The sequence below is a fragment of the Paraburkholderia silviterrae genome (genome assembly GCF_004353915.1).
In the GTDB taxonomy this organism is placed as follows: domain Bacteria; phylum Pseudomonadota; class Gammaproteobacteria; order Burkholderiales; family Burkholderiaceae; genus Paraburkholderia; species Paraburkholderia silviterrae.
This window is the reverse complement of the sequence record NZ_SMRP01000065.1, coordinates 1-7,346: the sequence shown is the minus strand read 5'-3', so window position 1 is coordinate 7,346 and position 7,346 is coordinate 1. Positions and strand designations below refer to the sequence as shown.

At 60.3% G+C, this 7,346-nt stretch carries 7 protein-coding genes and 2 pseudogenes; all 9 read left to right on the top strand.

The features are described from left to right. A pseudogene (locus EYW47_RS41250) lies at positions 1-341 on the top strand (hypothetical protein); the annotation flags it as partial. A gap of 106 nt (positions 342-447) precedes the next feature. After that, positions 448-1,017, top strand: coding sequence for a TetR/AcrR family transcriptional regulator (locus EYW47_RS40400; RefSeq protein ID WP_133200386.1), 570 nt, complete (start codon positions 448-450; stop codon positions 1,015-1,017). 59 nt (positions 1,018-1,076) lie between these two features. Then, positions 1,077-1,922 carry an SDR family NAD(P)-dependent oxidoreductase gene (locus EYW47_RS40395; RefSeq protein WP_133200385.1) on the top strand — a complete coding sequence of 282 codons (846 nt, stop codon included), beginning with the start codon at positions 1,077-1,079 and terminating at the stop codon, positions 1,920-1,922. A gap of 63 nt (positions 1,923-1,985) precedes the next feature. Continuing rightward, positions 1,986-2,843, top strand: a complete 858-nt coding sequence (locus EYW47_RS40390) for an SDR family NAD(P)-dependent oxidoreductase (RefSeq protein WP_133200384.1) — start codon at positions 1,986-1,988, stop codon at positions 2,841-2,843. Positions 2,844-2,847: 4 nt separating this feature from the next. After that, positions 2,848-3,525, top strand: coding sequence for an NAD-dependent epimerase/dehydratase family protein (locus EYW47_RS40385; RefSeq protein WP_133200383.1), 678 nt, complete (start codon positions 2,848-2,850; stop codon positions 3,523-3,525). 330 nt (positions 3,526-3,855) lie between these two features. Then, a complete protein-coding gene (locus EYW47_RS42330; protein WP_133200382.1) occupies positions 3,856-4,119 on the top strand; it encodes a hypothetical protein in 264 nt (87 codons plus the stop codon). 176 nt (positions 4,120-4,295) lie between these two features. After that, positions 4,296-4,598, top strand: coding sequence for a DUF4148 domain-containing protein (locus EYW47_RS40375; RefSeq protein WP_133200381.1), 303 nt, complete (start codon positions 4,296-4,298; stop codon positions 4,596-4,598). Between the two features lie 561 nt (positions 4,599-5,159). Then, positions 5,160-6,863, top strand: a complete 1,704-nt coding sequence (locus EYW47_RS40370) for an adenylate/guanylate cyclase domain-containing protein (protein WP_133200380.1) — start codon at positions 5,160-5,162, stop codon at positions 6,861-6,863. A 58-nt stretch (positions 6,864-6,921) separates the two neighbouring features. Beyond that, positions 6,922-7,107 (top strand): annotated as a pseudogene (locus EYW47_RS42325) (hypothetical protein); the annotation flags it as partial. Positions 7,108-7,346 lie beyond the last annotated feature (239 nt).

Sequence of the window (7,346 nt, the reverse complement as noted above, 5' to 3'; positions counted from 1 at the left end):
TGCTGGCACCGGGCTGGATACACGGATGTCTCGGTCTGTGGTTCCGGTTGCGCCACTATGTGTGGGCGCGGCGCCTGAAACCTGCACTGCTGGCGTTCATGGTTCTGCTGCCGCTGCTGTCCGCTGCGGGCTTTATCCGGATGATGCGAGCGGTCGAGGGGAGGGGCCTTGTGCTTCGACACGTCGATCCCGTGCTCATGGCCCATCAACCTGCGCTCGACGCCTGGCGCCACAATCTCCTCACCCTGTATTTCGCCCTGGTTGCCAGTGCGTTGATGCTGGGCCAGTTGCGCAACGGCCTTGAACGTCGAAGGCTGCGAAGGGGCTCACTGAGTTCCTGAGGAGTTGGGATTGCACGCGAGAGCCCCCGCCGGACGAGTCGTTGCCTCACCTCAAAAGGCGTGTATAATTGAGTGATTACTCGCTCTATATTCATACAGAAACGCCATGGCACGCCCTTTGAGTCCGGAAAAACGCAACGCCCTGTTAATGTCGGCAACGCAGGCCGTTGCTGAACAGGGCGTGCTGGCGACCACGGCGAGCATCGCGCGGGGCGCCAGCGTGGCCGAGGGGACCTTGTTCACGTACTTCGAGAGCAAAGACGTGCTGTTCCAGGAGGTCTACCTGCACCTCAAGCGAAGCCTCGCGGAAACCGTAATGCCGGACTATCCTGATGAAGCGGACTACCGGCAGCGCATGGAGCACGTTTTCCAGCGCTATGTGAGCTGGGGGCTCTCCAATGCCGCTGGGCGCTTCGCCATCGCGCGTCTCTCCGGATCGGGGCAAATACTGGACGAAACCAGGGCGCAGGGTATGGAGGCGTTTCTGGCGGTGTCCCGGATGATGGAGTCCGGAGTGCGTGATGGCGTGCTGGTGGATGCGCCGGTCAGCTTTCTTTCATCCGTGATCGAGCACATTGCCGATACCACAATCGAGCACGTGAACAAGCATCCAGAGGATGCCGCACGTCACCGGGCACTGGGGTTTCGTGTTCTATGGCGCGCGATTACGGTGTAAAAATTTTCTACTTTTATTGAGCGCGTACGCGCTCATTTATTTGCAAGGAGCACGCAATCATGTCCAGTCAAAAGTGGTTCATCACCGGCGCGTCCAGTGGTCTGGGACTTGCCCTCACTGAAAAGGTGCTCGCAGAGGGGCACCGTGTGGTTGCAGCGGTGCGCCGTGTCGACGCGATGCAGGAGTTGACGCGGAAATACCCCGCGCTGCTCGAGGTGGAGTCGCTCGATTTGACCAGTCGCGAGCAGGTGCAGGCTGTCGCTGAGCGCCACACCAATGTCGACGTGGTCGCAAACAATGCGGGTGGCGCAGTGATCGGCGCGATGGAGGAAATGACTGAAGCAGATATCCAGCAGCAGCTCGCTCTGAACCTGCTCGCGCCCATTCATGTTACGCGTGCGTTCCTCCCAGCGTTGCGTGCGAAGAACCGCGGCACGCTCCTCTACGTCAGTAGCGTCGGTGGGCGTGCAGCCTTCCCGAGCGGTTCCCTGTATCACGCCGCGAAGTTCGGTCTGGAAGGCTTTGCTGAATCGGTGAGCCAGGAAGTCGCCGAGTTTGGCATCAAGACGATCATCATCGAGCCGGGCTCGATCAAGACGGGCTTTGTTGCCAATATCCGCTGGACCCAGGAACTCGACGCCTACAAGGACGGCATAGTCGGAAAACTTCGCCGCCAGATTGTGGAGGTGGGTGAGGAACAAGCTTCGGGTGACCCCGTGAAAATGGCCGACGCCATCTATACGGTCAGCCAGATGCAGGAGCCGCCGCTGCGTACCGTCCTTGGCGGAGATGCCTATGCGGTGCTGGACGCTGGTTATTCGCGAAGCCTCACGGCGTTGCGGGCGCAAAAGGAGCTTGCCGGGTCCGTGATGTTCGCAGGTAAGGCTGGATTCAATCCGCAGTAAGCATGCGCCCGTAGCTCTGTCAAAAACGCACCGGGATCGGTGCTTCTCCAAGGTCGAACGATCATGTCCAAAGTCTGGTTGATTACAGGTGCGTCCCGAGGTCTGGGCCGCTCCATTCTTGAAGCCGCGTTGCTCGATGGCGGCAAGGTACTGGCGAGCGCGCGCGACACGTCTCGATTCAGCGACTTGCAGGCGCGCTACGGCGAGCGTCTGGCAACGTTTGAACTGGACGTCACGAACGAACAGCAGGCGAAAGAGGCCGTGTCTGAAGCGGTGCGCCTTTTCGGACGACTGGACGTGCTGGTCAACAATGCCGGCTATGGCCACATTGAACCGTTTGAGTACACGACCGCCGAGGATTTCCGCGCGCAGATCGAGACTAATCTTTTTGGAGTGGTCAACCTCACGCGTGCGGCCATTCCGGTCATGCGAGCACAGGGCGGCGGTCACATTTTTCAGGTTTCGTCGGCGGGCGGCCGCATCAGCACCCCGGGACTTTCGGCTTATCAGACAGCAAAATGGGCCGTGGGCGGATTCAGCGACGTTGTGGGCAAGGAAGTCGCGCCATTCGGAATCCGCATTTGCACGCTGGAGCCCGGCGGCATGCGAACCGAGTGGGGCCATGAGGCTCGCGCGACGCTGCAGAACCTGCCGCAAGACTACCAGGCATCGCTGGGAGACTTCAAGGCGCTCATGGACGCCTACGTCGGCCATGAAGTGGGGGATCCTGAGCGCATCGCGAAGCTGATCGTGGTGCTTGCCTCGAGCGCAACGGTTCCCGCACGCCTTGTGCTGGGCTCGGACGCCTGGCAGGTCGTCGAAGCCGAGGAACAGGCGCGCCGCGAGACGATGCAGCGCTGGAAACCCGTCACCCTCGCGGCCGATTTCGGCGCGGCATCGCCCGAGTGGCCGTCGGAGTGAAGCCATGCGCGTTGTCCTGATCGGCGCGTCCGGCATGGTTGGCCAGGGCGTATTGCGTGCGTGCCTCAAAGCCCGGGATGTCACCGAAATCATTGTGATCGGACGGCGAACACTGCTGGACTATGAGGATCCGCGGTTGCGGGTCTTCATCGTTCCAGACCTGAATGCCTTCGAGGCGGTGGATGCCGTGTTTGCCAACGTTGATGCATGCTTTTTTTGCGTCGGCGTTACGTCATTCGGCATGTCCGAGGCGGCATACCGCGCGGTGACCTACGACCTCACACTTCATGTCGCGCAACAGCTGCTCACCCGCAGTCCTCGCATGACAATGGTATATGTCTCGGGGGCGGGTGCGGACAGCAGCGAGCAGGGTAAGACCATGTGGGCCCGCATCCGCGGGCAAACCGAAAACGCGTTGCAGCGGCTTGCGTTTGGGCAGGTGGCCATCTTCCGGCCCTCGGCGATCATTCCCGAGGACGGGATCCAGTCGCGCACCGCCAGTTACCGGTGGATGTATATCGTGCTCAAGCCGCTGCTCCAATTGGCGCGGCGCATCTCGCCAGCGAGTGTATTGACCACCCGGATTATCGGCGATGCCATGCTCAACGTCGTGCGTCACGGCGTGCCGCGCGCGATCCTGAAGCCGGCCGACATCTATCGATTGGGGATCGCGCAGACGTAGTGCGTACGCGAGAGGAGACAGGGCAACCAAACGAGTTGACTGGGAATAACGCACCCGTTGTCGCGGTTTAACAGGTACACGTCGAGATTGTTGAGGGGCGAGGAGCCCCGCGATTGCCACGACGTGGCGCTCCGCTATGGCGCTACCCGAAAAAGGTGGCTAACGCCGTGCGGGTTCCCCGGTAGAGAAGTCGAAGCTTCCCATGAAGTACATGACCTGGGTCGCGGTTGCCGAACTCGCAGTTTGAGTACCTGAATTCGCGCTGAAGGTCGGTGCCGCATTGGGTAGCTAACCGGGAAACCATCCTTCAACCTGAATCTGGAACTCATCATGAAGAATCGTCTTCTCTCTGCCATGTTCGTGGCCTTGTCCACGTCGTTTGCCATTCCCGCCTTCGCAAGCGGTTATGGTCCGGCTCCGTTCTATCGTCCGTCGCCAGGCGCGCCGGCCTCTCAACGCGGTCCAAGCGCAGAGACAGTGGTTGCCGAGCGCAACCAGGCTAACGCGCAGGCAAGCGAGGCATACGGCGGAGTCGCCACACAGGCAACGCAAACGGGTCGCCTTTCGGCGGCCCATCAGAGTGATGCTTATTGAGCCCATCGGCTTGCGAGTGGGGCAGGCCTCGGATGTGGCATTTGGCGGAGTGCATGCTCCCCGACCTCCCAGCGTTCACCCTTAGTACGTGTTGCCTGCACTCTTGAGCGAATTCGAAGTGGCAAACCATAAATATCGGAGTGCGAAATATTTCCTGATTATTGGAGGAATTGATCATGAACCGTATTGTCCGATTCATCGCCACAATCGCCTTGCTGGCCGGAGGTGCGAGCGCGTTCGCGGCACCTGCACTGACATTGCAGCAGTGCAACGATTACCCGTTCGTGAAATTGACCGCGCCGGTCACTCACCGGCAACTCATCAACGAACTCAATGAACTGGAAGCATTCGGTTACGACCCGTCGGGCGACGAAGACAATTATCCCGACGATCTTGAGATCGCACAGCGCCGGCTATGGGCCCAATACGCGGCAGATTGCCCGCAGCAAAACCCGATCGCGACAGTGCCCGCAAGATGAATTCATGGCCGCCGGCCAGTTCGTCAGCCTCGGTCGGCTCGGATGCGTTCACGCGGCCCCTGCCGACCGGCAACCGCGGGCCGTTGACCGCGGGTGCGGAAAACCGGACAAGGGTATCGTAGCGATTGAATTGCGGCGGGCGCGCCAATCATCAGCGTTGCACAAATGCATGGCGTCGCCCGGCGCTACCCGCAGCGGTTCGCATCATTGAACCATGATCGTTTCCTCCATGTCAGGGTGATCCCCACAGTTGCTCGAGTTCTGTGCGTACGCCGCAACCGTACGTCCCGCCGCTTCAAGGAAGAGCACGCTGCCGGAAAGCGTAAACTATGTCCCGAGTCCGCCCCATAGGCCATGCACCTCGAGGTCCCGCGGCGTGACGGTTTGGATGGGTTTTGTGACGAGATGAGAACCTCGCAAGCGGATGAGCAAGCTGGGTGGCCGAACTTCTCAGGACGAAGCCGGCGCCTGTAGCTCGTTTCGTATCGAGCGGATTCCGAATCGACACGATGTAGCGAGATCGTCAAGAATGTGCGTACCGAGATGCGCGGAGAGTCGAGCATGCCACACGTTCACTATCCTCAATGGCTTCGTCCGGCGGGTGTGCGATCGGTCCGGTTGACCACGGGACTGGTGATATTCACCTACGTGGGCACGCATCTCCTGAATCATTCGCTCGGGAATATCTCGCTCGAATGGATGGAGCGTGATCTGCTTGTACAGAAGTTCATCTGGCAGGGATGGCCTGGAACGGCAGTGCTGTACAGCGCTCTCGTGACGCACTTCTTGCTGGGGCTGTGGGCGCTCTACGAACGACGCTCGTTGCACTGGACTCCGGGTGAAGTTGCGCAACTCGTTCTGGGTTTGTGCATACCGCCGCTGCTAGCCAACCACCTCGTGAATACGCGGGTCGCTTTTGCCGAGTTCGGCCTGAACAAGGGTTACGCGCAGTTGCTGTACTCGTTCTGGATCGATTCGCCGACGTTCGGTCGTGTACAACTGATGCTGCTGGTGGTCGCCTGGCTGCATGGGTGCTTCGGCATCTGGTTCTGGTTGCGATTGAAGCCCTGGTTCGGAGCATGGCGCAGTGTGCTGTTGAGCGCTGCGGTCCTGCTCCCGGTGCTCGCGCTGCTAGGCTTCTTGCAGAGTGGACGGGAAGTGATCGCGCTCGCGCAAGATCCTGTCTGGCGCGCCACGGCAACCCGGCCGACGATTGTCGGAACGGGATTGCAAAATCATTGGCTTGCCGGGCTGCGCAACGACTTCTTGCTCTTCGACGGTGGTGCACTGCTGCTGGTGCTCGCCGCGCGGCTGATACGCACGATACGGGAGCGCCGGATCGGGCGGTTCTGCGTTCGGTATCCCGACGGGCGAAAAGTATTCGCGCCGCTCGGATTTTCGGTGCTCGAGGCGAGCCGAATGGGTGGTGTTCCCCACGCCAGCAGCTGCGGTGGTCGCGCCCGATGCACGTTGTGCCGGGTACGCGTGCTCAGCATTGTGGCGTTGCCCGCGCCTGCCGAAGCGGAGCGTCGCGTTCTGGAGCGGCTGGGCGCTGATTCGCAGGCAGTGCGCCTCGCTTGCCAGTTGCGGCCGGCACATGATCTCTCCGTATGGCCACTGGTGCCTCCGACAGCATCAATGGCCTTCTTGCAGCGGCGCCAGCGGGATGTCATGCCGCAAGAGCGATTCGCAGCGTTCATGTTCGTGGATATGCGGGATTCCACACGGCTTGCGGCGGCACAATTACCGTTCGACAGCCTGTTCGTGGTCAGTCGATTCCTGAGTGCGGTCAGCTCCGCAGTCATGCAGGCGGGTGGCCTGCCAAACCAGTTCATGGGGGACGCCGTGCTCGCGATATTTGGCTTAAGCACCGAGCCGTCCACCGCCTGTCGTCAGGCGCTCGGTGCAGTGCCGCTGGTGGCAGCTAATATTGACGAACTTAACGCGGCGCTCGAGCAGCAGCTGCAAGCGAAAATCCGGTTTGGTATTGGATTACATTGCGGACGGGCAGTAATGGGGGAGATTGGCTTTCGCGAGCATGCCACATTCACGGCAATTGGTGACCCATTGAACGTGGCCTCGAGACTTGAGCAGATGACAAAGGAGATCGCTTGTGAGGCGATCGTCTCAGAACAGGTCTTCCAGCATGCCGGCGTTTCAGCAGCCGGCCTGCCGCAACTTGCGGCACGACTGAAGGGGCGCGATGCGCCAGTGGCCGTCCGTGTACTGTCGAAGGCGGCGCAGATGCCGCGTAGTGTCGCTTGACACGCCCAAGCGGGTGGGCGCTGTCAGGTTAGCGGACCGGCGGCGGTAGAATGAAGCAATGAAGAAGACGAAATCGCTTTATCACGGCCACCGCTTCCCTGCTTTCGTCATCAGCTGCGCGGTTCGCTGGTATTTCCGGTTCAGCCTGAGCCCGCGCGACATCGAAGAGTTGAAGCGTTTTTTCCGGGGGGTGCTGCGTTCGCACCCGGTGCCGCGCAGGATCGTTACGGACCAGTTGCGCAGTTAATCGGATGAACGCGGCATGTCATTGCGTCATACTCAAGGAATGCCTCGCCACCTGGCATGGTTGGAGCTTCAATGTTGCCTTCGAGGAAGTTATCCGATAAGGATAACTATGTTTCGGATAGCCATACAGCCTGCGCTCGTCAACTTGACACCCATTAGTCGGCCGGAGTCAAGGTGCAAATCTCTTCCCCCTTGCGATTGCCATGTCGATATGTCTTTCATCGACATGGCAATCGC

Excerpts from the sequence above, each read along its gene's own strand:
- EYW47_RS40400 (WP_133200386.1), top strand. The coding sequence starts at position 448 with ATGGCACGCCCTTTGAGTCCGGAAAAACGCAACGCCCTGTTAATGTCG.
- EYW47_RS40395 (WP_133200385.1), top strand. The coding sequence starts at position 1,077 with ATGTCCAGTCAAAAGTGGTTCATCACCGGCGCGTCCAGTGGTCTGGGA.
- EYW47_RS40390 (WP_133200384.1), top strand. The coding sequence starts at position 1,986 with ATGTCCAAAGTCTGGTTGATTACAGGTGCGTCCCGAGGTCTGGGCCGC.
- EYW47_RS40385 (WP_133200383.1), top strand. The coding sequence starts at position 2,848 with ATGCGCGTTGTCCTGATCGGCGCGTCCGGCATGGTTGGCCAGGGCGTA.
- EYW47_RS42330 (WP_133200382.1), top strand. The coding sequence starts at position 3,856 with ATGAAGAATCGTCTTCTCTCTGCCATGTTCGTGGCCTTGTCCACGTCG.
- EYW47_RS40375 (WP_133200381.1), top strand. The coding sequence starts at position 4,296 with ATGAACCGTATTGTCCGATTCATCGCCACAATCGCCTTGCTGGCCGGA.
- EYW47_RS40370 (WP_133200380.1), top strand. The coding sequence starts at position 5,160 with ATGCCACACGTTCACTATCCTCAATGGCTTCGTCCGGCGGGTGTGCGA.